The 25952-nt window shown below is 34.5% G+C and carries 27 protein-coding genes; 17 read left to right on the top strand and 10 right to left on the bottom strand.

Annotated features, from left to right (window positions below; genetic code table 11):
* Positions 1–31 precede the first annotated feature (31 nt).
* Both K350_RS0114515 and ilvC read left to right on the top strand, forming a co-directional pair.
* Entirely contained in the window at positions 32–622 is a 591-nt protein-coding gene (locus tag K350_RS0114515; protein ID WP_028980530.1) for a hypothetical protein, read from the top strand.
* A gap of 413 nt (positions 623–1035) precedes the next feature.
* Positions 1036–2556 carry a ketol-acid reductoisomerase gene (gene ilvC, locus K350_RS28875; RefSeq protein ID WP_051313153.1) on the top strand — a complete coding sequence of 507 codons (1521 nt, stop codon included), beginning with the start codon at positions 1036–1038 and terminating at the stop codon, positions 2554–2556.
* Between the two features lie 93 nt (positions 2557–2649).
* Here ilvC and K350_RS28870 read toward each other — a convergent pair whose 3' ends face one another.
* Together K350_RS28870 and K350_RS0114500 are read right to left on the bottom strand one after the other, a co-directional pair.
* Entirely contained in the window at positions 2650–3528 is an 879-nt protein-coding gene (locus K350_RS28870) for an alpha/beta fold hydrolase (protein WP_037575745.1), read from the bottom strand.
* 106 nt (positions 3529–3634) lie between these two features.
* On the bottom strand, positions 3635–4030 hold the full coding sequence (locus K350_RS0114500) for a rhodanese-like domain-containing protein (protein WP_028980529.1): 396 nt from the start codon (positions 4028–4030) through the stop codon (positions 3635–3637).
* A 143-nt stretch (positions 4031–4173) separates the two neighbouring features.
* On the opposite strand from K350_RS0114500, the gene K350_RS0114495 reads away from it, so the two are divergent.
* The gene (locus tag K350_RS0114495) at positions 4174–5076 is read left to right on the top strand and encodes a LysR family transcriptional regulator (protein WP_028980528.1); all 903 of its coding nucleotides are present in this window, start codon (positions 4174–4176) and stop codon (positions 5074–5076) included.
* Positions 5061–5510 carry a GNAT family N-acetyltransferase gene (locus tag K350_RS0114490; protein WP_028980527.1) on the top strand — a complete coding sequence of 150 codons (450 nt, stop codon included), beginning with the start codon at positions 5061–5063 and terminating at the stop codon, positions 5508–5510. Before K350_RS0114495 ends, K350_RS0114490 begins: the two co-directional genes overlap by 16 nt.
* A 40-nt stretch (positions 5511–5550) precedes the next feature.
* Here the strand turns inward: K350_RS0114490 and K350_RS0114485 are convergent, their stop codons facing one another.
* The 3 genes from K350_RS0114485 to K350_RS0114470 form a co-directional block, all read right to left on the bottom strand.
* Positions 5551–6234 (bottom strand): methyltransferase domain-containing protein, encoded by a 684-nt coding sequence (locus tag K350_RS0114485; RefSeq protein WP_037575742.1) that lies wholly within the window; start codon positions 6232–6234, stop codon positions 5551–5553.
* 1 nt (position 6235) lies between these two features.
* The gene (locus K350_RS0114480) at positions 6236–7477 is read right to left on the bottom strand and encodes an Hsp70 family protein (protein ID WP_028980525.1); all 1242 of its coding nucleotides are present in this window, start codon (positions 7475–7477) and stop codon (positions 6236–6238) included.
* A 399-nt stretch (positions 7478–7876) separates the two neighbouring features.
* Positions 7877–8218, bottom strand: a complete 342-nt coding sequence (locus K350_RS0114470; protein ID WP_028980524.1) for a DUF2185 domain-containing protein — start codon at positions 8216–8218, stop codon at positions 7877–7879.
* 157 nt (positions 8219–8375) lie between these two features.
* Here K350_RS0114470 and K350_RS32025 point away from each other — a divergent pair, with 157 nt between their 5' ends.
* From K350_RS32025 to K350_RS0114445, 4 genes are all read left to right on the top strand, one after another.
* Positions 8376–10073, top strand: a complete 1698-nt coding sequence (locus tag K350_RS32025; protein WP_081671012.1) for an NlpC/P60 family protein — start codon at positions 8376–8378, stop codon at positions 10071–10073.
* 190 nt (positions 10074–10263) lie between these two features.
* Positions 10264–10542, top strand: a complete 279-nt coding sequence (locus K350_RS0114455; protein ID WP_028980523.1) for an RNA recognition motif domain-containing protein — start codon at positions 10264–10266, stop codon at positions 10540–10542.
* A 186-nt stretch (positions 10543–10728) separates the two neighbouring features.
* Positions 10729–10923, top strand: a complete 195-nt coding sequence (locus K350_RS0114450) for a cold-shock protein (RefSeq protein ID WP_028980522.1) — start codon at positions 10729–10731, stop codon at positions 10921–10923.
* 106 nt (positions 10924–11029) lie between these two features.
* Positions 11030–12025 carry a C45 family autoproteolytic acyltransferase/hydrolase gene (locus K350_RS0114445; protein WP_028980521.1) on the top strand — a complete coding sequence of 332 codons (996 nt, stop codon included), beginning with the start codon at positions 11030–11032 and terminating at the stop codon, positions 12023–12025.
* Between the two features lie 67 nt (positions 12026–12092).
* On the opposite strand, the gene K350_RS31280 is transcribed toward K350_RS0114445, so the two are convergent.
* On the bottom strand, positions 12093–14360 hold the full coding sequence (locus K350_RS31280; RefSeq protein ID WP_051313152.1) for a PAS domain-containing protein: 2268 nt from the start codon (positions 14358–14360) through the stop codon (positions 12093–12095).
* Between the two features lie 353 nt (positions 14361–14713).
* Between K350_RS31280 and K350_RS28850 the strand changes: the two genes are divergently transcribed.
* The 3 genes from K350_RS28850 to K350_RS0114425 all read left to right on the top strand — a co-directional run bounded on the left by K350_RS28850 (position 14714) and on the right by K350_RS0114425 (position 16586).
* Positions 14714–15097 (top strand): HYC_CC_PP family protein, encoded by a 384-nt coding sequence (locus K350_RS28850; protein ID WP_037575737.1) that lies wholly within the window; start codon positions 14714–14716, stop codon positions 15095–15097.
* 178 nt (positions 15098–15275) lie between these two features.
* Positions 15276–15587 (top strand): hypothetical protein, encoded by a 312-nt coding sequence (locus K350_RS32380; protein WP_156027048.1) that lies wholly within the window; start codon positions 15276–15278, stop codon positions 15585–15587.
* A 114-nt stretch (positions 15588–15701) separates the two neighbouring features.
* Positions 15702–16586 (top strand): DMT family transporter, encoded by an 885-nt coding sequence (locus tag K350_RS0114425; RefSeq protein WP_245598663.1) that lies wholly within the window; start codon positions 15702–15704, stop codon positions 16584–16586.
* Positions 16587–16664: 78 nt separating this feature from the next.
* On the opposite strand, the gene K350_RS0114420 is transcribed toward K350_RS0114425, so the two are convergent.
* The gene (locus K350_RS0114420) at positions 16665–17681 is read right to left on the bottom strand and encodes a hypothetical protein (protein WP_028980519.1); all 1017 of its coding nucleotides are present in this window, start codon (positions 17679–17681) and stop codon (positions 16665–16667) included.
* 137 nt (positions 17682–17818) lie between these two features.
* The gene (locus K350_RS0114415) at positions 17819–18844 is read right to left on the bottom strand and encodes a hypothetical protein (protein WP_028980518.1); all 1026 of its coding nucleotides are present in this window, start codon (positions 18842–18844) and stop codon (positions 17819–17821) included.
* Positions 18845–19059: 215 nt separating this feature from the next.
* Between K350_RS0114415 and K350_RS0114410 the strand changes: the two genes are divergently transcribed.
* From K350_RS0114410 to K350_RS0114385, 6 genes are all read left to right on the top strand, one after another.
* The gene (locus K350_RS0114410) at positions 19060–19434 is read left to right on the top strand and encodes a hypothetical protein (RefSeq protein WP_028980517.1); all 375 of its coding nucleotides are present in this window, start codon (positions 19060–19062) and stop codon (positions 19432–19434) included.
* Between the two features lie 313 nt (positions 19435–19747).
* Complete coding sequence (locus tag K350_RS0114405) at positions 19748–20575, top strand: PspA/IM30 family protein (protein ID WP_081671011.1); 828 nt, start codon at positions 19748–19750, stop codon at positions 20573–20575.
* A 9-nt stretch (positions 20576–20584) separates the two neighbouring features.
* Positions 20585–21142 (top strand): TerD family protein, encoded by a 558-nt coding sequence (locus K350_RS0114400; protein WP_028980515.1) that lies wholly within the window; start codon positions 20585–20587, stop codon positions 21140–21142.
* Between the two features lie 31 nt (positions 21143–21173).
* On the top strand, positions 21174–21767 hold the full coding sequence (locus K350_RS0114395; protein ID WP_028980514.1) for a TerD family protein: 594 nt from the start codon (positions 21174–21176) through the stop codon (positions 21765–21767).
* 46 nt (positions 21768–21813) lie between these two features.
* Positions 21814–22587, top strand: coding sequence for a TerC family protein (locus tag K350_RS0114390; protein WP_037575733.1), 774 nt, complete (start codon positions 21814–21816; stop codon positions 22585–22587).
* 263 nt (positions 22588–22850) lie between these two features.
* Entirely contained in the window at positions 22851–23933 is a 1083-nt protein-coding gene (locus K350_RS0114385) for a hypothetical protein (protein ID WP_028980512.1), read from the top strand.
* 171 nt (positions 23934–24104) lie between these two features.
* On the opposite strand, the gene K350_RS0114380 is transcribed toward K350_RS0114385, so the two are convergent.
* Together K350_RS0114380 and K350_RS0114375 are read right to left on the bottom strand one after the other, a co-directional pair.
* Positions 24105–24755, bottom strand: a complete 651-nt coding sequence (locus K350_RS0114380) for an outer membrane beta-barrel protein (protein WP_028980511.1) — start codon at positions 24753–24755, stop codon at positions 24105–24107.
* A gap of 212 nt (positions 24756–24967) precedes the next feature.
* Positions 24968–25678, bottom strand: coding sequence for a hypothetical protein (locus K350_RS0114375; protein WP_028980510.1), 711 nt, complete (start codon positions 25676–25678; stop codon positions 24968–24970).
* Between the last annotated feature and the right edge of the window lie 274 nt (positions 25679–25952).

The raw sequence follows: 25952 nt of genomic DNA, 5'->3' as shown, positions 1-25952 counted from the left end.
ATGGAATCTGAAATACAATAATAAGTAACATGTGAAGCTGACAACCCTAATCTTTATAGTAGCTTTAATAACTCTTCTCAGTTGTATATCTGAAGAGAATAAATCTACAGAAGTTCTAATCCAAGATACCTCCATTGCAGAAGCTCAACTGAATACGAATGTTGAGGATATAGAAGCGAGTGATGAATCAAGTGATTTAGAGTTAAATTATATCGTCTCCGTGGCAGAAGGCTATAGTTATGATAGTTTAAGGAGCATTGCATTGCAAACTGCTGAGAGGCTTAGTTTTAAATTCGATACGATGGGCAGGTATTATAATCCGCAGAAGGGAATCGTATTGCCGGATGACGATGAGGATGAAATATGGGCTGGTGAGTATTTTTTCAGAAGAATTGGAGATAATCTTGTCAGTATAGAAATGAGCTATGCATATACAGATACTTCTATTTCAAAGAATGAAGCGCAGTTAGAGAAGCATAGGACGGATACCACAAAGATGTTTGTGTTTGCCATGATGTATCCGAACAAGAAGAGTGCAGACAGTCTCGCTAATATTATAAAAGTTGATTATCCATCTGCTAAAGTATTTCCAGCTCAGATCTATATGGGATGTATGCATTGACGAGCCTTTTAAAAGGAATTCCATAAAAAATTACTAACCACAGTTTTCTTCTTGAGTCTCATTGTTTTTCTCAAAAGGGAAAATCTTCTTATAATAAAAATCTCACTTAGTTTTTTAGTTTTTGGGTTTAATGTATTGATAATTAGTTAGAATTGATGGGATTTGTTTTGATAGGAGCTTTTTTCAGAATATTTAGTTAACTTTAATCGGAGAAAGATCTTTTCCCGCTGAAATATTCATTAAGCACCCCCGATAAAAGTGTATTTCTTTTGCACATCCATAAAAAGTACCTAAACTTTGAGGAAAATTAACATCTGTTTTCCATAAGATTTGCGATCTTTGTAACGATCAAAAGTCTGTAATCCTGGCTTTGACTCGAAAAATATTGAACCTTAAATATTTAATAAAACAAAATGGCTAATTATTTCAATACACTTCCGCTCAGAGAAAAACTAAATCAATTGGGCGTTTGCGAATTCATGGACAGTTCTGAATTCACTGATGGCGTAAAAGCTTTGAAAGGTAAAAAAATCGTAATCGTAGGTTGCGGTGCTCAAGGTTTGAACCAGGGTCTGAACATGAGAGATTCAGGTCTTGATATTGCTTATGCTCTGAGAAAAGATGCTATTGATCAGAAAAGACAGTCATGGAAAAATGCTTCTGACAATGGATTTAAAGTTGGTACTTACGAAGAGTTAATTCCTTCTGCTGACCTTGTTATCAACCTTACTCCAGATAAGCAACACACTTCTGTAGTTACAGCTGTTATGCCATTGATGAAAAAAGGATCTACACTTTCTTATTCTCATGGTTTCAACATCGTTGAAGAAGGAATGCAGATCAGAAAAGATATCACTGTAATCATGGTGGCTCCTAAATCTCCAGGATCTGAAGTAAGAGAAGAGTATAAAAGAGGTTTCGGTGTTCCTACTCTTATCGCGGTACACCCTGAGAACGATCCGGAGGGAAAAGGATGGGATTATGCTAAAGCTTATGCAGTAGCAACAGGTGGAGACAGAGCAGGTGTTCTTCAGTCTTCTTTCGTAGCTGAAGTAAAATCTGACCTAATGGGCGAGCAAACTATCCTTTGCGGTCTTCTTCAGACAGGTTCAATCCTTGGCTTCAACAAAATGGTTGAAAAAGGTATTGATCCAGGATATGCTGCTAAATTTATCCAGTATGGTTGGGAAGTGATCACTGAGTCATTGAAACATGGCGGTATCACTCTCATGATGGACAGACTTTCTAATCCTGCTAAAATTAAAGCATTCGAGCTTTCTGAGGAATTGAAAGACATCATGAGACCTTTATTCCAGAAACATCAGGACGATATTATGAGCGGAGAGTTTTCTTCTACCATGATGAAAGACTGGGCTGAAAACGACAAAAATCTATTGACATGGAGAGCTGCAACAGGAGAGACTGCATTTGAGAAAACAGCTCCGGGTTCAATGAAAATATCTGAGCAAGAGTTCTATGATAATGGTCTGTTAATGGTTGCTTTCGTAAGAGCTGGTGTTGAACTTGCATTCGAAACAATGACAGAATCAGGTATCAAAGAAGAGTCTGCATACTATGAATCTCTACACGAAACTCCACTTATCGCAAATACCATCGCTCGTAAGAAACTTTTCGAAATGAACAGAGTGATCTCTGATACTGCTGAGTATGGTTGCTATCTGTTTGATCATGCATGTAAGCCATTACTTGCTGACTTCATGAAGAAAATTGATACTGATGTAATTGGTAAAAACTACAACGAAGGAAAATCAGGTGGTGTTGACAACAAAACACTTCTTGCTGTAAACGAAATCATCCGTTTCCATCCTATCGAAATTGTGGGTGCTGAGCTTAGGGAAGCTATGACAAGCATGAAGCAGATCAGCCTTGGTGCTGAGTCTCCTGTAAAAGAGAAAGCTGCAGCTGCTGTTTAGTTTTAGTTAAAAACTACACCAAATGCAAAAAAAAAGCCTCCCCAAAAGTCGGGGAGGCTTTTTTATTGTATTCTGGTTCTATACAAATTGGTTTTATCTTCGGCCTGATTTTACAGTCACAGGCTCAAAATGATCATGATGTAATATAAACTCAAGCAGGTCTTCATTTAATTTTTCCTTGTGCGTATAAAAGAATCCGTGCGGAGCACCGTGATAAATTTTATAGTAATTATCCGGAATCATTTGAGCTGTTTTATCACTGCTGATTTCGATTGGCACGATTGTGTCCGCGTCACCATGAATGATCAACGTCGGCACATGTACAGCCTTTAAATCTTTTCTGAAGTCTGTTTCTGAATATGCACTCACAGCTTTTTGTGTAGGTATCGGTCCTGCAAAGGATGCCAGTGTTCTGTAATAATCAAGTAATGGATCGCTCAAAGGCCTGTGATCTTTGGTAACTCCAAAAAACTGCTGCCCAAACATATCTATAAATCCAATCCTGTCTTCCTTAATAACATTGATTGCATTTGTAAAAATCTCTTTATGGGCTCCATCAGGATTATCCTTTGTTTTAAGCAGATATGGTGTAACAGCACCCAGCAACACTGCCTGAGAAACTCTGGATCCGCCGTATCTGCTGAAATATCTTACTACTTCTCCACCGCCCATGGAAAATCCCACAAGTGTTACATCTTCAAGATTCAGGGTTTCTAAAACTGCCTTTAAGTCATCCGTAAATGTATCGTAATCATAGCCATTCAAAGGTTTGGAAGACTGACCAAATCCTCGTCTGTCGTAAGTGATTACTCTTAATCCGTTTTCAACCAGGGCATTTACCTGGTATTCCCACATCTCCTGGCTTAAAGGCCACCCATGAATCAGTACAACTGGTTTCCCTTCTCCCAAGTCCTGGTAAAATAGCTCTATCGGCTGACCTTTTTCAGAGGTTTTGGTTTTGATATATCCCATATCCGAACTGTTTTATAAATATAACAATCAGAATATTCCAAAAGATTACAAAGTTATATAAGTGTTTGATGTTTAGTGGTTTTTGTAGCCATAAGGGAGGCGGTAATCAGCAGGAACATTCTGCCTTTGATCCGTTCGGTTCACTTTGTGTTCCTTTAGTTGCATAGCCATCTTTTTTCCACCATTCAAGACCTCCTATTAATTCTTTTACATTGAATCCAAGCTTTGCCATATTGAGCGCTCCTTTGGTAGAAGCATTACAACCTATACTATCACAATAGGTGACATATAAGATGTTTTTATCAAGCTTTAGTGTTTGTTCTTCATTCATTTTGCGATGAGGAATATTAATAGCCCCGGGTATATGTTCTGTCTCAAAGGCCATAGGTTTTCTCGCATCAATTACAATGATCTTTTCACCCTTATTTAAAGCATCAAACAAATCTGAAGGGTCCATTTCAAATTGCAGCTTGTTTGCATAGTGTTTAATCTGTTCGTTCATAGTTTTGCTGTTTAAAAGTATAAAGCAAAGCTATCTAGTTGAATGATCTGTTAAAAACGAAAAGAATTCATCTGTCTGATCAATTATTTTCATGGATTCATCAATTGATTTTTTCCGTAATTTGTAGACCTAATATTACACTGATGGAAATCCGACATTTGAAACTTGTTAAAGCTATTGTAGAAGAAGGCAGTATTTCCAAAGCCATTTTTAAATTACATCTGACTCAGTCCGCCTTGAGTCATCAACTTAAAGAGGCAGAATATCAACTTGGAACAAAGATATTTTTAAGGGTAAATAAAAAGCTTGTTCTGACCAAAGCCGGTGAAAAACTTTATGAGGCAGCCAACGAGATTCTTGATAAGCTTTCGGATACTCAATACTCCATCAAACAAATGGTTTTTGGAGAAATCGGAGAAATAAGAATCAGTACAGAATGTTATTCCGGATACCACTGGCTGCCTTCTGTAATGAAGCAATTTCAATTATTGTATCCCAATGTTGACCTGAAGATTGTAATGGAGGCCACCCATTATCCATTACAAAAACTTCTCGCAAATGAACTGGACATTGCCATTACCAGCGATCCTGTTAAAGATGAAAATATTAAGTACATTGAGCTCTTTCAGGACGAGCTGGTTATGCTGGTTTCAGAGAATCATCCCTGGTCTGATAAGAAATATGTACAGGCAGAAGATTTCATCAATGAACATCTGATCATTCATTCACTTCCATTGGAAACCGTTTCGGTACATCAGTTTTTTCTAGCACCAGCTAAAGTAAAGCCTAAGAAGATTACGCCACTTCCATTGACTGAAGCTTCTGTAGAAATGGTAAAGGCGGATATGGGTGTCATGTCTATGGCAAAATGGGCAGCTCAGCCTTATCTTAAAACCTCAACTTTAAAAGCGATAAAAATTGGTAAGACAGGATTGAAAAGAAAGCATTACATCGCTGTGTTAAGTGATAAAAAACAACCTGATTATTTTACCCATTTCATAGATTTTCTGAAAACGGAGTTGCATGTCGTATGGAATATAGAATAAGAACTTGTGAAGAACGAGATTTACCTGTGCTTATAGATTTATGTGCAAAGCATGCTGCGTATGAGAAAGCAGATTTTGATCCACAAGATAAAGAAATACTGTTGAAAGCTGCTTTGTTTGCGGAAAAGCCATCGTTGTATTGTCTGTTTGTAGAGATAGATGAAAATGTTGTCGGTTATGCCAGCTATACCTTTGATTATTCAACCTGGAGCGCTGCTACCTTTTTGCATTTGGATTGCCTTTTTCTGGATGAATGTTACCGTGGATTCGGAATAGGAGAGGCAATGCTTTTACATATAAAAGAAATTGCTAAAGTAAAAGGTTGCTGCAATGTACAATGGCAGACACCTGTATTTAATGAAAGGGCAATTAAGTTTTACAAGAGAATAGGAGGGCAGAGTAAAGATAAAGTGCGGTTTACAATGACAGTTTAATTTTTTAAAATACAGATTAAAGTTTTTAATCATTTTATTTTTATTTGTAATACGAGTCCACAGCTTCCTGTCCTGTATAATTGGGGCCTGCTTTGTCATCGGCCCCGGCAAATTGAAATGGGACAGTAAATGTTCCGGTGCCTTTAAACTTTATCAAGTGTTTCCTTGAAGAATATTCTATGTTATTGGATTTAAACCAGGCAGAAAGCTGTTGTTGAAAATTTCCAGTTTCATTGCTCTTAATACACCTGGTATCAAAGTTGGCTATAAACAAACCTTCACTATTTAAGATTGAACAGGCTTTACGTATGGCTTCCAGTTTATCACCCATGTAGTGCAGTCCATGGACACAAGTGATAAGATCATACTTTTGCTCTGTGTCAAAGTTGAAAAAAGACTGAGCATGCAGGGATACAGAATTACATTGGTCCGGAATCGGATCAAACATATCGATCAGATCTATTCCTGTAAAAGCTATCTGTTTTAAAGGGAAATGTTTCGATACATGCTTTGCTGTCTGAATGAGTGCTTTGCCTCTTCCACAGCAGATGTCAAGCCATGCAAACGTGTTCTGGATTTTAAAGCTTTTGCTAATGAACTCAACAGGTGATAGGTAAATGTCTTTCTCATAACTGTTTATGCCTACTGCATTGCGCTCTCTGTTCATTCTGTTGTTGGCAACTACAGGTGAGCTTTCCAGGTTTTGATTGCTGAGGAGGTCCATTTTAATTTCTATAAAAATAACTTAGTGCCAGTCCTTGCGCCACACTGTTGAAGTTGTCTCCTCGGTGTATTTTATCATCTGAAAATTTATTGGAAAAGATGTTTCTTACAGCCTGAAGAGATGAAGTTCCACCTGTTAAGAATATGTTATTGATTTCTTTATGTGGTATACCTGACTTCTCAATAAATTCAGTGAGGAATGCTTCGATTTTGATTACCTCTTTCATGGCGAATTCATTGAATTCGTTCAGTTCAAGGTGTTCCTGTATTTCAATACCGGCTTCGCTGAAGTGAATGTCGGCAAATGATTTTTCAGATAGTTCTATTTTAGCTTTTTCAATTTTGCGAAACAAAGAGAATCCAAGGTTCTGATCGATAAAAGTCATCAGCCTTTGTATAGCAGGGTTTCTTTGTGTATAGAGGTAATAGCTATCCAGAGATTTTCTTAGCTTACCTTCTTTCAGGAATGCCATTTGTTCCCACTCGCAAAGGCTCCTATAGATATGTACCGGCAAGTCCAGCATTTTTCCGAAGGATTCATATTTAAGTCCATATCCAAAGTAAGAGACCATTTTATGCCACATAATTAACGCATCAAAATCATCACCACCAATGTGTATACCGCCGGTATTAATGATTTGTGATTTTCTGTCAGCAAGATTAAGATTATTGCGATCGAGGCGCATAAGTGTAAAGTCTGAAGTACCTCCACCGAAGTCACCAATAAGGACTACTTCAGGTTTTTCAATACTTTGTTCATATAAAAATCCTGCTCCTATTGGTTCATACTGGAACCATATATGTTCGAACCCTGCTTTTTTAGCTGCTGCAAGCAGCCGTTTCTCTGCCAGCTGATCTTTTTCCGGATCCTCTGAAAATACCACAGGCCTTCCCATGATAACTTCTGTTACATCTTCTCCCAGATATTCATCCGCTTCCTTTTTTAATGACTTCAAAAGGAGGCAAACAAGATCGTCAGCAGTATATTTTTTACCATATATATATGTGAAAGTAAATGAAGCCTGAGGGAGCAGAGTTTTTATAGATTTAAGAAGACGCCCTTTAAGGTTATTTTGGATATAATGTTCAACAGCTTTTTTCCCTATTGAAATCTGAGATGACTCTGTAAAATGTATTACGGATTGTTCACTTATTACATGCTTTATTTCTTTAGTTTCCTTATTAGCTATTGCTAAAACTGAATTACTGGTACCAAAGTCAATTCCGTAAATATGATTTGCCATGTTTATTTACTTGTTACATTTCAATCAAGAGTATCAAACAGCAAAGAAGATCTCAATGATTGAAAATTTCATTTTTAATTTTTTGAAAAAGCCTCAAATATACTGGAAATAAACAGGCTGAAGGAAATCCTGAGCAGGGAATTTTCTGAAAAGTGGATAAATAATACAACCATAAAAGTGGAGAGTTGCCAGTAGGCATAAAAGTAGCTAAAAGCATGTCTTTTATGGGGAATTAAAGTCCTTTTGCTTTCAGGAGGTGGTCAATTTAGGGTTAATAGTCAATAAAAAAAACAGTTTTGCTTGTTTCGCAGGATAGATAGAGGAAAGGAGCAACAGTTTGAGCAACAGCAAGTCTTTTGAGGAAAACTTTGTTGCTCTTGCTCACACTGTTGCTGAATTTTAGTCTTCATCGGGCGGTAGTGGCTGAAAATTATCAGTCCCTTCTATTCTTTCCAGTTCTGTTCCGTTAGGAAGATTCAAATGGGGAATGATCGCACGATCATAGTTTGCAATGGTGTTCACATCATAAATACCTGAGTTCTCTGAATCATCGATATATTCTTCTGTCTCAGTACCTGACAGGAATCTCCAGCCACTGTCCCAACCTTCTTCAGGCTCTTCACGATACATAAATCCAACCGGTAGTCCCTCCACTGTGATTTTATCTGAAGCAATACAACCACCCATTGAGGGTATAAGCTGAATGATATCTACCGAATCGATTTTAAGGCTTTTTTTCATTTTATAAAATATTGATTAATTGTAATTAGTTTAAAGTGTGTCGGTTATTTGATTTTTTATAAAAAAAAAGCCCTTCCAACGTTAAAGTGTTCATAAATATAGGAAAGTTGTCTTTATCTTTGAAAAACTATAACAATCTATCGAGAAAAATTACTGAATGAATTTCTCTTTCCTGTTTGAAAAACGTCCTCTTTTTTTAATAATAATACTCTGCATTTGCTGTTCATTTTCATTTTTGGATGGCGGAAAAGTAGAGAAGTTAATAAATAGTTTTGATAATCCAGGGATTCGAAATGGACTTAAAACTTTTTTTAAGGGAGGTGCTGAGAAACAGGTTTCCACTGAAAACTATTCCGTTGAGGAATTGATAAAAGAAGCAGACAGTTTCTTAGGAACCCCGCATAGAATGGGAGGAACAAGCAGGAAAGGTATAGACTGTTCAGGTTTAGTTCGTGTAACCCATCAGAAGTTCGGGATTTTGCTTCCTCATTCCTCACACGAACAGGCAAGATATGGTGATATAGTCCCATTTAAAGATAGTCTTGAAAAGGGGGATCTGGTTTTTTTCTACAATTCTTACAATTCAAGGAATTTTATCACTCATGCAGGAATCTACCTGGGTGAAGAAAAGTTCATTCATGCATCTCATTCACAAGGCGTTATTATTTCTTCTATCAATGATGTTTATTGGGGAAAAAGGTTTTTATTCGGTACAAGGTTTGGTGGAGTAAAGGTTAATGAAGCTTCTTTTTATATGTTGGTTTCTGCAGATAGTTCTGTAATAAAAGTGGGGGCAGATCATCCTTACATTCAATATTCAGGTAGAATTGATTTTTCAGATAAGAAAAAACCTGGTTTTACCTTTCCTGGAGTTACAGTTTCTGCAAGATTTATAGGTAATTCCATTGGTTTTGAGCTCAATGATTTTGGAGGAAATGAAGATAAATCAGCTAATTATTATACTGTTTTGGTAGATGGCAGGATTGTTGAAATTGTGAAATGTAAACCAGGGACAAATGTTTATCAGGTCGGAGCTAATTTAAAAGATACAATTCATGAGATTTCCATATTTAAAAGAACTGAAAGTTTCGTAGGTAAATCAGAGTTTACAGGGTTTGTACTTGGTAAAAATGGCAAATTGCTAAAGCCAGGAAATAAGCCTGTAAGAAAAATTGAATTCATCGGTGACTCTTATACTTGTGGATATGGGAATTCATTGGTAATTCCTGCACCTCCGGAGGGAAATCCTAATACTGGATTCAGTAGTGCGAATGAAGATAATTATTTGGCCTGGGGAAATCTGGTATCACGAAAGCTTAATGCTCAATACATGTGTACAGCTTATTCAGGAAAAGGTATGTATAGAAACTTTCAAGGAGATACCATTAGAACCTTACCTCAGATTTATGAAAGAATTTTTCCTGATGAGAAATTTCCTAAATGGAATTTTAACAGTTATATTCCTGATTTGGTAGTTGTTCACTTAGGTACAAATGATTTCTTTCAGGAATTTTCGGGTAAATCTAAACTGGATTCTTCCAGATTTGTGAATCAATATATATGGTTTGTGAAAAAAGTACGTGAATTATATCCTGCAGCAAAAATTGTTTGTGTTCCCTCAAATGGCTTGAATGATTTATTTCCACCCAATACATTCTTATACACTAAATCGAAGAGGTACGTAGAATCAGTGGTTAATTCAGTTAAAGAGGCTGGTGACAAAAACATCTATTCTTTTGCTTTGGTACCACAAACACCTCCTTTTGGTGAAGATTGGCATCCCAGCTTACATACTCATGAAAGTATGTCACAACAAATTATACCCTTTTTGAAAAAAATTACTGGATGGGAGTAATCTTTCCTTGTAAAAATCCGTTAAGGGTTAATAATTATACCAGCTGGTGTTTTAAACCTTTACAATTTTTAGGAGTTGAAATTTTATAACCGTCTGGTAAATACTCACCTGAATTCCGCAAACAAACTTTGGTGTTGAACAGATTAACGGTGATTGGATAAGTTTTTATTTAAATCTATTTTACTCATAAATGAATATTTACGTGGGAAACCTCAATGTTGAGGTGAACGAAGAGCAACTCAGAGATCTTTTTCAAAGATTCGGACAAGTACAAAAAGTGAGACTAATGAAAGACAAATATTCAGGAGTTTCCATGGGAACGGCATTTATCGAAATGTTAAATGACCGGGATTCAATGAAGGCAATCAATGGATTAAATAATTTTAACCTTCAGGGAAGAAAAATTGTAGTTAATAAGGCACGTCCTAAAACCCCCCTAAAAAAGAACAGTGGAGATAGTAACTGGTAGGTAAATAAATTTTGAGGAATTTAATAATTTAAAATTAGCAATATCTCAATTATCTTTTTATATTTACCAAAATATTAAAGCGAATTAGTATTTTTAGCACTTTTGTATTATTAAATTACAGTCCTAAAAGTAAAATTCCACTTTAAAAACACAATCAGTTTCAATAATTTATTTAACAATTTAATAATGCAAAAAGGTGTAGTAAAATTTTTTAATAACTCAAAAGGATTTGGGTTTATTAAAACAGAAGGAACTGGAGAAGAAATCTTCGTTCACGTTAGTGGCTTAGCTGATCAAGTTCGTGAGAATGATAAAGTAACATTTGAGGTTCGTCAAGGAAAAAAAGGTCCAAACGCGGTTAACGTGAAGATCGAAAAATAGATATTTGTACCTGTTATTTTGAAAGGCTGTATGATTTCATACAGCCTTTTTTTTTAGATTTCATTCAAATTTATTTCCTATTTTGTTATTCTATTAGGGGCTTTTTATGAATCATCAATTTCAAGAACATACGGTCAATCTGGATCTTGAGCCTGATCAGCGTTGGACTTTTTTGACTGACTATAAAGAAGCTATAAATGACCTGCTTCATTGCTATTTAAATGATTTTAAGGGAGCTGATTTTATTTTCGATAATGTTGAGCTTTTTAAGAAATCCATTATTTCTGAAGAATATCTGCAAGAAATTGAGTTTGTTTCTTCTATTTCAAATTTTTCTTCAACTGAGGTTCTGATAGCCAATTTATATTATGATATCCTGAAATTTTACTTTGGATACACAGCATTTGCTATAAGTAACAATCAATCAGTGTTGCATGGTAGAAATCTGGATTGGCATACTGAAAATAATCTGTTAAGTAAGCATACTCGGATTTTTAACTTTCAGCGCGAGGGAAAAACTCTTTTTAAAAGCATTGGATGGCCTGGATTTATTGGGACCTTGTCAGGTATCAGTCCTGGTAAGTTTTCTCTTACTCTGAATGCAGTTTTGAGTGGAGATGCTCCCGAAATTGCAGTTCCCGTCTCATTTTTATTAAGAGATGTATTAACTTCTTCTAATACATTTCAGGAAGCCAGACAAAAAATTGAAAGTACTAAAATTGCATGTGATTGCCTGATCCTGTTATCAGGAGTTTCAGCAGATGAAAAAATTGTTATCGAAAGGACGCCTTATAGGTTTTTCACAAGAACATCACAGTCTGGCTATATTGTAGTCACTAATGATTATAAGGGAATTCAGAATACCTCCTCTGCAAACAGCATCCTCCAGGCAACATCATGTGGGAGATATGAAAGGGCTGAAGCTCTTTTAAAGAAAACAATGCCTGATAATTTGGAAGGATGCATGCAGATCCTGCGAGATGAAGGTGTAAAGATGAATATAACAGTTCAGCAAATGGTTTTCGATAATAAAACGGGCGACATTTACTTAGCTGCCGATAACAATGACATAATCAAAAGAAATAATTACCATCCTTCATAAATGACAAAAGGAACTGATAGGGCAGTTCCTTTTTGTCTGATAAAACAACTCTAAACTAAACTAAATCTTATTTTTTATTATTCTTTTTAGCAGCCATAAGTTCGGTAACATCTTTTGAAAAACATGCTACTGCATTTATTTCTCCTTTATCATTCCGTAAGGGTGCGTAATTAGAAGCGTAGAAGGAAATATTATTATCCTGGGAATATTCCGTCACTATTTCAAAGTTTTCACCTTTAAATGCTCTTGCGTATATATCGATCTGCTTCTGTTTAACTGATTCATCTGGAAACAGATTCATCAGGTTGAAGCCAGCTAGATCTTTGATTCCTACAGCCTCAAGACCGGCAGCAAATGCTTTGTTCCAGTCAATCAAACAATAATCTTTACCAACGGTAAATATGCTGTCCTTCGGCACATTTATCAGTTCTTTCAGATATCGCTCTTTTTGCTGAACGTCCTCTAGAATACGTTGCATTTCTTCCTGGGTTGCAGAAAGCTCTTCCATATTTTGACGAAGTTCTTCTTCCTGAGATAATAGTTCCTCGGATTTCAGTTGGCTCTCTTCCAGTAATTTTTCTGACTGCTTCTGTGCTGCGATTAATTTAGTGATGTCTTTACCAAAGCTTGCTACAGCAAAGATTTTATTGTTTTTATCATGTAATGGTGCAAGGTTCGTTGTAATATAAATCATCCCACCATTATTATCATCATATTCATTAGTAATCTCAAAGTTTTCACCTTTAAAAGCTCTTTCATATAAAGCAATTTGCTTTTGCTTGTCAGCTTCAGTTTGGAATAGGTCAAGGAAAGGAAATCCCTTTAAATCGATATTTCCTGTAAATGCTTCAAGGGCCATTGAAAAAGATTTGTTGTAGCTCAGAATTTTATAATCCCTGTCTACTGTGAAGATTGTATCCTTTGGCACATTGATCAATTCAGTAAGATAACTTTCTTTTTCTTTTACCTCACTCAGAATTCTTTCCATCTCTTCTTGAGTAGTTGAAAGTTCTTCCATATTTTGGCGAAGCTCTTCCTCTTGGGCCATAAGCTCCTCTGATTTCTGGCGTGATTCGTTTAGCAGTTTTTCAGTTTGCTTTTGAGCACTCATCAGGGCTGTCACATCTTTGCCGAAGCAGGCCACGGCTGTAACTTCCCCTTCTTTACCATAAATAGGAGCAAGGTTGGTGGTAAAATAGGATTTCACTCCATTGGTATCATATTCATTGGTATCTTCAAAGTTTTCCCCTGCAAAAGCTCTTGCATACATAGCTTTTTGTTTTTGTTTTTCATTCTGATCAGGAAATAATGAAAGAAAATCAAAACCTTTAAAGTCCATTTTACCAGTCATGGCCTCTATGCCTGCTGAAAAAGCTCTATTGTAACTTATGATTTTATAATCCTTATCAATGGTAAATATGCTGTCTTTAGGAACGTTGATCAATTCATTCAGATAACTTTCCTTTTCCTGAGCTTGAGTAAGGACGCGTTTCATTTCTTCCTGAGTTGCAGAAAGTTCTTCCATGTTTTGTCTGACTTCTTCTTCCTGCTCCCTTAACTGCTGTGTTTGGGCTTGTGTATCCTGAAGAAGCTTATTGGTCCGTTGGTTAATTTTAACAGCTTTTACTGTTGATGCAATACTTTCTCCAAGCCTTTCAACAAACTCAATTTGATATTTTTTAAATAAAGAAAAGGATGCAATTTCCAGCACTCCAAGTACCTGATCATCCAGTTTTAACGGAACGATCAGAAGATTTCTGGCACTGCCTTCTCCCAAACCAGAGGTAATTCTTAAATAATGGCCGGGTATCTCTGTCATATAAATGGTTTCTTTTTCCATTACAGCTTGCCCAGCAAGGCCTTCACCTATTTCTATTCTTTGATCGATGTATTTTTTTCTTTCAAATGCATAACAAGCTTTTATCTCTAAAAATATATCCTGAGGGTTATGGTCATTAATAATATATAACGCGCCCTGATTTGCCTCCAGATATTTAATCAGATTCCTGATTATATCATCTGTAAGCTCGTTCATGTCATTGTTTTTTGATCGAAGGATATCAATGAATCTCGCCAATCCTTCGGTTACCCAGTTTCTTTCCTTTTCTTCAACTGCATAATTCTTTAACTGATTCCTGAGACTTATAAGTGAAGTACTCAGTGCATTATCTGTTTCTGATTCACCATTATACTTATATTCTGCAGTTAAATTTCCTTTCTCTATTTCTTTAACAAATTCGGAAGCGGCTATAATTTGTGCTTCTAATGCAGTTACTCTCTCTTCGAGTTCTTTTGTTTTTGAATTGCTGGTTTTACTGAAAACTGAAATATTCATCTGGTATTTAATAAATATTGATAATTAAAAGATATCCTCTTAGCGTATTCCTGGTTTGGATCTTGTTGGAAGAAGGAATTGTATGTAATTTGAAACTATATACGATAAATCTGAAAATTGTTGTCTTATCTTCTTTTATATTACATTAACTTCTGATTCATGTGTTAAGTATAACTTTTATAAATCAGATAGTTATTTTAATTTTATTGTGAAAAAATAAATTGACTATTCTATGTATGATTAGAGTAGATATTTTTTTATAAAATCAGTTATACTTTTTTATAAAAAAGATCGTATATACTTTTAAGTATGGAACCTTGGTAACTATTCCTTGGTTTATTGAATGCCATATCATGTATTTCCAAAGATTTATAAATATCGTTCTTGTATTTGCACTTCTAATCTCTGTGATAGGAGTGACGACTACTAGTGCTATCTGTAAATACAGAGCTGGAAATAATTTAATGTGTAAAAGTGCTGAAAAGAATTGCTGCAAGAATACCAAAGAAAGTAACAATTGCTGTGAGGTAAAATCAGAACTTAAAAAGCTTGATTCAGATCTTTTAAGACAAGGGAATTTTGATAATATCCCGGATATAATTTTGTTTGCTGCTGCTTATTTTTATGTAGCATTTGAGCATTTGCAAGCAGAGGACTCACAAGTCCTTTTTTATAGCTATAGTCCACCTCTTATAACCCAGGATCTATCGGTCCTCCATCAGGTATTTAGAATTTAGTAGTCAGAGTTTTTAATTGAAGTTCGCATATCTAAGTATTGCTTAGATACTTAATGTATATGATATTTTCTGATATGTTCAAGACAGGATAATCAGATATTATCATATTGCGGATTACATTGCTTAACAGGCAACTATTAATAAAAATTATTCTAATACTTTAAATTATTAAATCAAGATGAAAAATCATATTTTAATTGCTCTTATAGGTTTCTTCCTTTCTTTCGCTAATCTATCATTGGCGAGCGCTCTTAATGATGACAAACCAGAATGCTGTAAAAAGAAGATGGAATGTTGCAAGAAAGATCAGGATTGTTGCAAAAAGGCGGAAAACAAAGCCTGTTGCACAACAGCTGAAGCTTGTAAAGATGGATCTTGCTGCAAGGATGAGGTTTGCGCAAAAGGAGATGTAAAATGCTGCAAAGAAAAATCGGAAGCCTGCTGCAAACATGAAGGCAAAAAAAAGAAAAAAGATAAGTGTTGTAAGTAAATGATAGTAAAGCCCCCGAGATGTCGGGGGCTTTTATTTTTTATACTTATTGAAGAACTCAATTGGAAATTCCTTTAACTTTGATTTTATATAGTTTAAAATTGAAGTTTTAGCATGTCGTCTGAAAATCACAAAAAAGATAATCTGTTCCTGGCCGGGTTAGTTGTAAGTATGTTTTGCTGGGGATTAAGCTGGACATCAGGGAAGATTATGAGTGGTTACGGAACCCCTCTGAATATTACGCTTTACCGGTTCTTTGTGACATTTATTTCATTGTTCATCATAGTATTGTTTACGGGAGAGAAGCTTAGCATTCTCAGAAAAGGCTTGCTGGACCTTATTTGTGCTGCTTTATTAATAGCTCTTTATACATATCTCTTTTTTAAAGGTCTTTCTGTTGGTAAAGCAGGAGCAGGAGGGGTTTTGGTTACTACATTAAATCCGATAATTTCTTATGTTATAATGTTGATTTATGCCAAAAAGAAACCGGGAAAATATGAAATAATTGGTCTTTCAATTGGTTTGATTGCCGGAGCTTTCTTGCTTCAGATCTGGAATAACTGGCATAAAATCTGGAATGCAGGCAATAGTTATTTTGTTATGGCTACTTTTACATGGGCCTTCTTAAGTCTGTTTACTGCAAGATCAGGACGTTATGGTTCCCCAATAGCTTTTAGTCTATGGATGTATGGCTTATGTACAATTATTATAGCATTAATATCTGACTATCATGAAAGTATTGAAGTATTTAAAAGGATAGATCTTATTTTCTGGATAAATCTTTTTTTTAGTGCAACTATTACAACGGCTCTTGCCACTACATTTTTCTTTGTTGCCACTTCAAGACTTGGTGCTGGAAAAGCCAGTACATTTATTTTCCTCGTACCGTTTTCTGCAGCTTTAGGCTCATGGATTTTTTTAAAAGAAGTACCAGAAATTCATACCATCATTGGAGGGGGACTAGGAATATTCGCTGTATATATGATAAACAGGAAATAGAACTATTGTGAAATAAATACCTTTTACAAAGGGTAAAAAATACAAAAGCTCCCAAGAAGGAGCTTTTGCTTTTTAGTATTAATAATACTGGTATATTATCTCATCAATATTTTCACTGAGTGGGTAGTAAATTTTAAAGGCGTTAGAACTTGAGTTTTTAACTTTTTTAGGAGTAGGAATATCACTTCCTGTGTATCTATAGCCTGCTTCAATATCTATTGTCTCAGGGCCGGAATTTAATGCAAGTTTTATATCTGTTTCAATACAGGAATGACCGTTCACAAGTACAAAAGGACCCGCTTTGGTTTCGCCGTAACTCTTCCATAGGTAATCTTCTTTCATGAATATTACATAATCATTATATCCGATAAGGGTTTTACTTGATTCAATAACATTTTTAACAGGTGAGCCTTTGAATACCGGCTCTGAAATTCCTGATAGTCTTATTGACATTCCAATCCAGCCACCTGTTGATTTCCAGGTTCTTTTTTGAGAATAATTTTTCTCTCTTACTTCTCCATTGGTATGTTTGACAGAAAGCTTTCCGGTAATCGTGGTTTGCACAGAATCTTTATATAAGGCTGTTCCAATTGGTTGAGCCGCCTGCCAGTGATAGCCACCTGAAAGATTTGTATGCGTTACTGTTCCGACTATTGAAATTGTTTGTTCTGAATCAATGATTTTTATATTGAAATCTTTAAATGTAATGCTGCATTCAGCATCCTTTTCTCCATAACTATTTCCTTTTTTCAGCTGTATTGAAACGTATCCTTTTCTTATTTTTTCATTGCAGATAATTTTATCATCGTAATATAAATTATAAATCTTTTTATTATTACTATTGACTGTTGCTGAATCAACTCTAAGAATACCGCAGGGTAAAGTATAGGAACCCTCATTTTTTCCTATCTTATAGCCTATAAAGTCTGTTACATCCAACATTATCTGATTAGTCTCAACAGAGGCAGATCTGTCGTCTTGTTTTAACTGAGAGGGAACTGACTTTGCTGGTCCTGTTTCTTCTTTTGTGCAAGAAAGAAGGATTGGTAGACAAGCAATTAGGTATAAGACTATGACGCAATTTGATTTTTTCATAAATGGTTCATCAAAACCGGTTTAAATATGGTACGATGACAATACCTTAAAAGTTTGGTAATATCCGGGTGATGTAAAAATAAAACGGCCTTTCCGTTTGCGGGAAAAGGCCGTTTTATTATAATAATTTGATTTGATTAGTATAATTGGTATTGTTCTGACTTTAGGTACGTTCCCAATTCAATTGTTATTTTATACGCATTGGCATCACAAAGATTGGCATCAGTAGTTGGAGTTGCAGTCGTATTTGATATATTGTAGATATATCCAGCTTGAACATCAAAATATGCTGGGGTAACATTGGGTATATTTACGTTTGCTCTTGCTTTACCTTTAACAAGTACATAAGGTCCAGCCCAGGTGGCACCGCAGTTAGACCAAAGGAAATTTTCGCTTAGGTTTGAAACATAGTCAAAGTTTCCATCAAGGGTTTTTCCGGTTTCATATACATTGGAATATGTATTGGTTCCAAGCATTGCCGTTGTATCACCGGATAATGTTAATCTTAAGCCTGCCCAACCTGAAGTTGATGCCCATGTTCTTTTCTGGAAATAATTTCTTTCACGAACAGCTCCATTTGAATGAGTTACCATAAATTTACCTCTTACACTGTGCGTTACATCATCTTTATGTAATGCGTTATCAGAAGGTATAACAACTTGCCAGATATAACCACCTGTAAGGTTGGTTACTGCTATTGTTCCGTTTACTGTCACACTCTGGCCTGTAGCATTGGATTCTACAGTGTAGTTAATAAATGTGATAGTGAATTTTGCATCTATATCATTAAAGTGAGAGCCGTTTTCAAGCTTAAATGAAACATCTCCGCTTTTCTTTTTATATCCGCACTTATTTTGGTCACCAAATTTTAATGTATAGGTCTTTTTGCCTGAAGATACAGTGGAATCAAACTTAACTACACCGCAAGGCAAATCATAAGCTGCAATTCTTGCATTTGCTGCACCACCTCCAATTTGGTTACTAATAACATCATTTACATTCGAAATAGCTTCGTCAACTTCAGTTGAACCAGTATTATCATTTTGTTTCAGATTAGTAGGTACGGTCTTCGTATTAGGATCCGTTTCGTCTTTTTTACATCCTGTCAGGACAGAAAGAGCGATTAAAGTCAAAAAGAAAGAAGAGCGAATGATTTTTTTCATAGAGTTTTGTTTCAAAAATTATTTTATGTACGAATGTCAATAAGTTATGGTTGGGATAAAATCGGTTTTATATTGAATTTTTTTAGCCATTTTCCTTAACGTAAAAATAGTAATTTGTTGTTATACAGCTTCTTTTAATAAAATAAAAATCGATTTTCTTTATTTGCAACTTATCTAATTTCAGAAGATATTCGTGGTCAGATTTACTTTATCAAATGGATACCATCTTCGATTTATCTAATATTGCTGCAGGAATTATACTGGCGACTTCTACTCTGATGAAAATCAAAAGCATATCTGATAGTATTTTAAAGCTTAGTAATTGGCTTACTGGTTTTAAGGTGGTTATCGGGTTTACATCTCTTATTTTGGGATTGATCTTTTTGTTTCGTCCTGGGTGTGCAATATATGACTTGACAGGAATTCTAGCCGGCCTTGTGCTTTTAACTGATACTCTTATAAATATTCCAGGAATTGGAGAATCATTGGAGAAATTATCCAGATCTCTTTTACCATTTACCACTGCAATTGGAGTTGCATCCCTTATTGTTGGAATCCTTGGACTTTTAGATTTAAACTTTTTGTGCTAATATTTTTTTGACATATATTCTGCTCATTTTAAATCAGAACTACAAATTTTTAAAATTGTGGAAATCTTCCTTTTACACTCCTGTGGTAGTTTGGCATGAGTCTTGCATTTTGTAAGCTCATTAAAATAAACAATAACTATAGCAATGCTATAGAAATACAATGAAAACGACATTATCTTTTTTTATTTATTCTTTTTTTGCCACTGCTCCAAAAGTTGTAGTTGAGCTTCCATAGCCCTTTATAATACTAGGCTTACCGGAAGCCTACTAATACTCTTATCCGGTAAATCAATCAAATAATAAATAAAATAACATGTGGAAATTTATTTTCAACAGGTTCAACAACCTGTTTAAGTCTAAAGCTATGTCTGCTTTAGACTCGGTGGAAAACCCTGTAGAGATGTATGCGCTTGCTGTGCATGAATCAGAAAAGAATCTGCAGAGCATGACTAAGGCTATTGCCTTGGCACTTGCGGATCAGAAAAGTAAGGAACGAGAGTTGAATCAAGCTTTGCTGGAAACTGAGTCATGGAAAGTAAAGGCTAAGGCTGCAATTGCTCAGAATCATGCAGAGCTTGCCAGAACTGCATTGGAGCATAAAGCAATTGCGGAAAAGAAAGCAGAAGAGTATCATGCTTTGAATGAAATGCTAAAAGCAAAAATTGAAGACCAGAAGCAACAGCTAAAACGCTTTAAGATGAAGCACGAAGAGCTGAAAGCTAAGAAATCAATTTATGCAGCAAAGTATGAAACAGCTAAAGCTCAGAAAAACCTGGCCGAATCTCTTGGTGGATTAAATAACACTGCTTTGTCTGAAGTATCCAGACTAGAAGAAAAGATTAACAAACTGGAGGCGGAGTCGGAAGCTTTACTTGAGCTTACTGATGCTGAAAATCATGAAGTCATGAAGCTTGAAGAATCTTTCACTTCATACAAAATAGAAGAGGATTTTCAGGCATTACAGGCTCAGATAGCAGAAGAAAAAAAAGAAAAGAATCAGAGCAAAATGAAGCAGATCGAAAATGAGCTTTTAAAAAACAATAACAAACAAAACAAAGCAAATGAGATCAATGAATTTTATTCTCTGAAGCCTAAAGCAATAGACAATAATGATGATATAAATAAATTCTTTAACCAATAATAAAACTATATGTCAATTAATTTGAAAAAAGGAAACTCGTTTAATCTTACGAAAAATCAACCTGGTTTAAAAAAGATTATGATTGGTCTTGGATGGGAATATGTATCCCAAAGGCTTGACCTTGATGCTTCAGTGTTCATGAATGGAAAAAACGGTAAACTGTTATCCGATGAGTACTTTGTCTTCTATAACAATCTTACTTCTCCTGATGGTTGCATTAAGCATACAGGTGATAACAGGACAGGTGTAGGTGATGATGATGATGAATTGGTATTAGCCAATATGGACCTTATTAATCCTTCCTGTGAAGAAATGGTTATTGCAGTATCTATTCATGACGCAGAGATAAGAAAACATCACTATGGTATGCTGGCAGATGCTTATATAAGGATCTTTGATGTGGAAACACAAACAGAATTATTAAGATATGACCTGGATGCTGAGTTTGGTGGAAACACTGCAGTAGTATTTGGTACATTAACAAAGAAAAATAATGAATGGCACTTTACTGCTACCGGTACAGGCAATAATAAAGGGCTTCAAGGCTTGATTGATATATATGCTTAAATAATGAATTGAAAATTAAAAGAACTAAAAAATGATAAATCTTAAAAAAGGATCATCTATAAATCTTGAAAAAGATGGTAAAAATCTGGAGACAATGTTCCTGGGTCTTAACTGGGGAAAGATATCTAAACTATGGGGACTGCTTCAAGTCAATGTAGATCTGGATGGGAGTGTAACAATGTTTGATAAAGACAAAAGGGTAATAGACACTGTTTATTTTAATAAAAGAAGATCAAACGATAGTTCAATCTATCACACAGGTGATGATCTTACAGGTGATACATATGAAGATGAAAAGGATAATGAAATTATATCCATCAATCTTAAAAAGGTATCTCCAAAAGTAGAATCAATAGTGGTATATCTGAACTCCTATAAAGGACAGGAATTTCATACTATTCCTTATGCCAAAATAAGACTGGTAGATGGAAGTTTGGCAGAATCTAAAAAAGCTTTCGCATATTTTGATCTTGCTTCTGAACCTGGTTTTCAAGGCAAGGTAGCAATGATTATGGCAAAAATAGTTCGTAATGGAGACAACTGGAAGTTTGTCGCAATTGGTCAACCTGCCAGTACGAGAAGCATTGAGGATACTGTAAAACTAATTCGTCATCAGTATTTATAACAAATGAATCTTTTAATTAAAAAATATAAAACTTAAAAAATTAACGATGATAACTATACTAGTTTCAATATTTGTATTAACAACAATGGAGATAGTGCTGGGGATTGACAATATTATTTTTATAGGCTTGCTTGCTAATGGTCTTCAGAATAAAAAGAAGGCGGCCCTTGCCAGAAAAATAGGCCTTGTGCTGGCTTTGGGAGTAAGGATAGTTGCCTTATTATTCATTGCAGATCTTGCGCATATGAAAGATCCACTATTCAGTGTAACTACAACAGGTGGATTGAATCACCCAGTATCTGTAAGAGATCTGATACTTCTTGCAGGTGGTCTTTTCCTGATTCATAAGAGTACATCAGAAATACATGGTTTATTTCATGATGAAATAAAAGAGGAACAGACGGAGGGTACTTTTGTAAAAGTGATTTTACAAATTGTGCTGATAGATCTGGTGTTCTCAGCAGACTCGATACTAACAGCAATTGGTCTGGTAGATAGCGTTGAAATAATGATTTCCGCAGTTGTATTATCAATGACTTTAATGTTCTTTTTATCTGGAAAAATATCAGATTTTGTTGAATCAAGGCCATCATTGAAAGTTCTGGCATTATCTTTTCTTATCATGATAGGCGCAATGCTTGTGATGGAAGGTTCTGGTGTTCATGTTGACAAGACATACATTTACTTTGCAATGGCGTTTGCCGGTATTATCGAAGCATTGAATTCTAAAATTAAAATGCGCAAGACCAGAGTATTAACGGAAAAAAGTTTTGATGGGGCTAAAGTTGCAGATAAACAGGAATTTGCATTAAAGAAGTAATTTAAAAAAGGGCAGAGGTATCTGCTCTTTTTCCGTTTTTACCCTTTTGTTTATTCTATTAAAAATAATCAATATAGTAAAGTATTGTTATTCAGATTATTGGTGTTTTTGTGCGCAATTCCTATCAGGGAAAATACATATTAACGTTAATACTTTAAAGTGAAATAAACCTATTTAAAATTGGATTTATTTTATTAATTTTAGCATCTTAAAAATAAGTCAATCTGTTAAGTATTTTTCTATTTTAATAATTAAAGTTAGCAATGGATTATAAAAAGTTAGTACCCTTCATTCTGCTAGTATTAATCAGTATTTCAGGTATTTCCCAAACAATAAAGACTGAAGTAATAGATAAAAAAGATAGATTAATTCAGAAAAACAGAGTCAACTTTTATGGCAAACTGGAAAATGATCTGAGTGGGATAGCGACAATTAAATATGAATATGACAGAAAGGGAAAACTGGAAAAGAAATCATACTTCAATAAAGATGGTCAGATGATAAAGCCAGACACTACTTCTGAAGCTTTGGAATACCCATCATATACATTATATAAATATAACGACGAAGGTCTGATTGCCGAAATCAGTAATCATTATATTGATGGTTCTTATCTTGATCTTGCGAATAAACCAGCTGTTAAGAGATTTAAGTATAAAAATAATCAGCTTACAGATGAATTTAATTTTGATAAAAGAGGAAGACTAAGAGGAGTTGGTAATCTGGAAAAAGCTGTGGTTAAGTACACTTATGCTGGTAAGCAGTTGATAGAAGTCAGAAGTTATGACAAAGACAAAAAGATACTCGATTTCGGGTTAAATATAGAAAGGCATGCTTATGATAGCATTGGAAGAAAAGCAAGAACTACTTATCACTTTGCGAATTCTGAGATTTTTCTTACGGACAAATATTATTACAACAACAAGAGCCAGCTTATTAAAAAGGAAAGTTATAAGAAAAATGGTCAACTTGATTATTCAGTTAAATACACATATGCAACTAATGATCAGATAATAAAAAGAGAATATCAATATTCAAACAGGAAGACAGAAATAGAAAAACAGGGATTTGAAATTAGTATTCCCGGTTGGAAAGTCACGAATTTACCTTCTCTTGATGCAATCAGGGACATAGATGGGATTGGCGCCTTCTATTTTACATTGGATCAGGCTGGAAATATAAAAGAACTGAGAAGGTCACATGGAAAGGATCCATTAATGTATGCTGTGATACCTTATATTTCACAAATTAAGTTTGAAAAAGATGAGAAAAACCCTGTAAGTAATTTGAAAGGGGAAATTAAGGTTGGGGTTTTAAATAAGGATATTGAAGTTGAAGAGTTTTAATAAGATAGTTGATGAGATATTATGAATTTATGGAAGGCTGTCATTTTGATAGCCTTTCTATTTTAAGCTATTAGATAAATAATAAAGTTTAAAATATCGGATCATAACCCAAAAAATAAAGGCCATTTGTATAGTCAAATGGCCTTTGTTTTTTAATTAATAATATTTAGATTATAAGTATAAAAACACACCTAGTTGAACATTAGCAAGGTCAAAGTTGAAGTCTACACTATTATTTTTACTCTTGCTGTCGTCATTAAATTTCACAACAGAGTGAGTATATCCGATTCTTCCGACAAGTAGTTCAATGCCCACTTTTGAATATGGGAAGAATACAATACCTGGTCTTATATTTGGACTAAAATAGCTTGTTTTGTTCTCAGTAGTCTCAATTCTATTAAAAAATGCATTATATGTTTCATTTTTATTTTTACCAAATCTGAAATCAATAGCCGCTTGCCCAAAAACAGCAAAGTTATCACCGAATTTTTTGTAATATCTTCCAAATGGACCAATAAGGAAATAAGGATTTTTATCTTTCAACTCTGGTGTACCTGCATTTGCGGGAGTTTTTTCAGTATACCCACCAAAGCCGATATTTAAACCTAATGCAAAATTTTCAGCAATGAAATATCCAATAGCAGGAGTAACAAAATATGAGGTAGTTTTTACTCCATCTACAGTAGTTCCGCCATTTACCGTGTTTGGTGAAGTTGATGATATTCCAATACGGCCACCTAAAAGTAATTTACCTTGTTCTAATTGCGCAAAAGAAGTCAGAGATGCCAGTAATAAGGCAATGGATAATAATTGTTTTTTCATTGTACTAGTTAGTTGGTTAGTTAAAGTTATTAATTAGTGAAATCTATCAGTAAAAGCCTGATCAGTATGAACAGATCTTGGCTTTTCCTTAGATTCAATCGAAGGTTAAATATAATTTTTTGAAAATTGTTTAAAAATATTTTTAAAAAAATTGTACAAGACCAGTGAAAAATTCAGCCTTAAAATATAACCAATAAAAAAATATTATCAGTTTATTGCATCCTAAGACTGTTAAGAATTTCTTTCAATTCCGGATCAGAAGCATATTTTATATAAATTTTTTCAAGTTTGCCTTCAGATTCAATAGGATTATAGCCAGCATGGAGTAAAGATTGGGCAGTTATTTGAAAAATATATGTAATTCCTGCATAACCATGATCATATTTATCAAATTCTGAAATGGTTTGATTGTGAAGATTTACAAATATTCTGCAATATTTCGCAAATTCCTCTTTGCTCATTGATTCAACCTCTTTCAATTTCTGAATTCTTTCTATCTCACTTTTAGAATAGAAAGCATAACCGAATTTAAGAATAGTATCTTTTTCTAAAGTTCTGATAAGATTTTTATTTCCTTTCACGGCAGTGTCATTCCCATTCCAAGCCATATGAAAACTTTTACCGGGAACAAAATTTACTAAGGTAGAAGCATGCATTAAATCATTGCCTTTCTTACTTTTAGATATGACATATATTCGATTTTTTTTGTAAGCAATTTTTTCATATTTGTACTTATCTGCCGGTAAATCTTTAGGGTACAGGTCAAAGTATAGTTGTCTTGAAATAATTGAATCCTTTGTAATAATGGTTTGAATGATGCCATTCCTGTTGATAAAATACCAATCCCCTATAAGAGCGTTTTTCTGGGAAAATGCTGCAGTACAATATAATAAAAGTAGAAATGTTAATTTTATAATTCTCATTTAAGGGAGTTTAAGTAATTTTAACGATAATAGCCGGTAATTCGATTCTTTAATTCAAATCTTATTTATTAAGCAAAATCAAATCTTAATGTTTAGTATAAGTATTATCCAATATTATTGTGAGATGTAATGCATAGATAATAAGGAATTTATAGTAATTGAGCTGTCTTTTGATTGTTGAAGCTTGTTAATCAGTAAATTACTTCTAATTAGTAAAAAATCCAATTAAAAATAAAAAAAATGCATTGAATATTACAACGAAAATATTAATATA

Origin of the sequence: Sporocytophaga myxococcoides DSM 11118 (assembly GCF_000426725.1) — a bacterium.
In the GTDB taxonomy this organism is placed as follows: domain Bacteria; phylum Bacteroidota; class Bacteroidia; order Cytophagales; family Cytophagaceae; genus Sporocytophaga; species Sporocytophaga myxococcoides.
Note: the sequence above shows the minus strand (reverse complement) of the source record. Positions and strands in the feature narration are given on the sequence as shown.

Bases quoted from the DNA above. Each gene is read 5' to 3' on its own strand.
- K350_RS0114415 (WP_028980518.1), bottom strand. From the start codon at position 18,844: ATGAAAAAAATCATTCGCTCTTCTTTCTTTTTGACTTTAATCGCTCTT.
- K350_RS0114490 (WP_028980527.1), top strand. From the start codon at position 5,061: ATGGAATATAGAATAAGAACTTGTGAAGAACGAGATTTACCTGTGCTT.
- K350_RS0114485 (WP_037575742.1), bottom strand. From the start codon at position 6,234: ATGGACCTCCTCAGCAATCAAAACCTGGAAAGCTCACCTGTAGTTGCC.
- K350_RS32380 (WP_156027048.1), top strand. From the start codon at position 15,276: ATGAAAAATCATATTTTAATTGCTCTTATAGGTTTCTTCCTTTCTTTC.
- K350_RS0114450 (WP_028980522.1), top strand. From the start codon at position 10,729: ATGCAAAAAGGTGTAGTAAAATTTTTTAATAACTCAAAAGGATTTGGG.
- K350_RS0114390 (WP_037575733.1), top strand. From the start codon at position 21,814: ATGATAACTATACTAGTTTCAATATTTGTATTAACAACAATGGAGATA.
- K350_RS0114445 (WP_028980521.1), top strand. From the start codon at position 11,030: ATGAATCATCAATTTCAAGAACATACGGTCAATCTGGATCTTGAGCCT.
- K350_RS0114385 (WP_028980512.1), top strand. From the start codon at position 22,851: ATGGATTATAAAAAGTTAGTACCCTTCATTCTGCTAGTATTAATCAGT.
- K350_RS0114405 (WP_081671011.1), top strand. From the start codon at position 19,748: ATGTGGAAATTTATTTTCAACAGGTTCAACAACCTGTTTAAGTCTAAA.
- ilvC (WP_051313153.1), top strand. From the start codon at position 1,036: ATGGCTAATTATTTCAATACACTTCCGCTCAGAGAAAAACTAAATCAA.
- K350_RS0114455 (WP_028980523.1), top strand. From the start codon at position 10,264: ATGAATATTTACGTGGGAAACCTCAATGTTGAGGTGAACGAAGAGCAA.
- K350_RS0114480 (WP_028980525.1), bottom strand. From the start codon at position 7,477: ATGGCAAATCATATTTACGGAATTGACTTTGGTACCAGTAATTCAGTT.
- K350_RS0114395 (WP_028980514.1), top strand. From the start codon at position 21,174: ATGATAAATCTTAAAAAAGGATCATCTATAAATCTTGAAAAAGATGGT.
- K350_RS0114470 (WP_028980524.1), bottom strand. From the start codon at position 8,218: ATGAAAAAAAGCCTTAAAATCGATTCGGTAGATATCATTCAGCTTATA.
- K350_RS32025 (WP_081671012.1), top strand. From the start codon at position 8,376: ATGAATTTCTCTTTCCTGTTTGAAAAACGTCCTCTTTTTTTAATAATA.
- K350_RS28870 (WP_037575745.1), bottom strand. From the start codon at position 3,528: ATGGGATATATCAAAACCAAAACCTCTGAAAAAGGTCAGCCGATAGAG.
- K350_RS31280 (WP_051313152.1), bottom strand. From the start codon at position 14,360: ATGAATATTTCAGTTTTCAGTAAAACCAGCAATTCAAAAACAAAAGAA.
- K350_RS0114495 (WP_028980528.1), top strand. From the start codon at position 4,174: ATGGAAATCCGACATTTGAAACTTGTTAAAGCTATTGTAGAAGAAGGC.
- K350_RS0114425 (WP_245598663.1), top strand. From the start codon at position 15,702: ATGTCGTCTGAAAATCACAAAAAAGATAATCTGTTCCTGGCCGGGTTA.
- K350_RS0114410 (WP_028980517.1), top strand. From the start codon at position 19,060: ATGGATACCATCTTCGATTTATCTAATATTGCTGCAGGAATTATACTG.
- K350_RS28850 (WP_037575737.1), top strand. From the start codon at position 14,714: ATGTATTTCCAAAGATTTATAAATATCGTTCTTGTATTTGCACTTCTA.
- K350_RS0114500 (WP_028980529.1), bottom strand. From the start codon at position 4,030: ATGAACGAACAGATTAAACACTATGCAAACAAGCTGCAATTTGAAATG.
- K350_RS0114375 (WP_028980510.1), bottom strand. From the start codon at position 25,678: ATGAGAATTATAAAATTAACATTTCTACTTTTATTATATTGTACTGCA.
- K350_RS0114380 (WP_028980511.1), bottom strand. From the start codon at position 24,755: ATGAAAAAACAATTATTATCCATTGCCTTATTACTGGCATCTCTGACT.
- K350_RS0114420 (WP_028980519.1), bottom strand. From the start codon at position 17,681: ATGAAAAAATCAAATTGCGTCATAGTCTTATACCTAATTGCTTGTCTA.
- K350_RS0114400 (WP_028980515.1), top strand. From the start codon at position 20,585: ATGTCAATTAATTTGAAAAAAGGAAACTCGTTTAATCTTACGAAAAAT.